Here is a 1,017-nt window from a genome sequence, read left to right on the forward strand (position 1 = left end):
CAAGTTTGTCTGCCCTGGGTGAGTCGGGTCCTAAGGCGAGGCCGACAGGCGTAGTCGATGGGTAACCAGTTGATATTCTGGTACCGGCTTGTCACCGTCCGTGTCGAGGTGTGTGATGCTAAGCATGTGAGCTTGTCTTGGGAGTGTTTTTGATGCTTCTGGGGTGGGTGAGTGTGTGAACCGATCATGTAGTAGGCAAGCTGCGGAGGGTCGCAGTGAGGTAGCTCATCCCCGGTGATGGTTGTCCGGGGCTAAGTGTGTGGACTGTCTGGTAGGTAAATCCGCTGGGCGTGAAGGTTGAGGCATGATGGGGAGCCCACGGTTGTGGGTGAGTGAGTGATCCTGTACTGTCGAGAAAAGCTTCGTGAGCGAGGTGGCGGGTCCGCCCGTACCCTAAACCGACACTGGTGGATAGGTAGAGTATACCGAGGCGATCGAGTGAATCGTGGTGAAGGAACTCGGCAAAATGCCCCCGTAACTTTGGGATAAGGGGGACCTGAGCTGTCGTGCACCCGTGCGGTGTGGTGGCGGTGAGGGGCGCAGAGTCCAGGGGGAAACGACTGTTTACCAAAAACACAGGTCCGTGCGAAGTCGTAAGACGATGTATACGGACTGACTCCTGCCCGGTGCTGGAAGGTTAAGGGGAACTGTGAGTGTGATGCGTAGCGGTGAACTTAAGCCCCAGTAAACGGCGGTGGTAACTATAACCATCCTAAGGTAGCGAAATTCCTTGTCGGGTAAGTTCCGACCTGCACGAATGGAGTAACGATTTCCCTACTGTCTCCACCATGAACTCGGTGAAATTGCATTACGAGTAAAGATGCTCGTTACGCGCAGCAGGACGGAGAGACCCCGTGACCTTTACTATAGTTTGGTATTGGTGATTTGGGTTGGCTTGTGTAGGATAGGTGGGAGACTGTGAAGCTGTCACGCTAGTGGTGGTGGAGTCGTTGTTGAAATACCACTCTGATTGTTCTGGTTATCTCCTGTGGACCGTGATCCGGTTCAAGGACAGTG

General features: G+C 54.2%; 1 rRNA gene. It reads left to right on the plus strand.

Features of this window, described 5'->3' with window-relative positions:
• Window positions 1-1,017: ribosomal RNA gene (locus HMPREF0721_RS11170) — 23S ribosomal RNA — on the plus strand; the annotation flags it as partial.

The organism is Pseudoramibacter alactolyticus ATCC 23263, from assembly GCF_000185505.1.
In the GTDB taxonomy this organism is placed as follows: Bacteria; Bacillota; Clostridia; order Eubacteriales; family Eubacteriaceae; genus Pseudoramibacter; species Pseudoramibacter alactolyticus.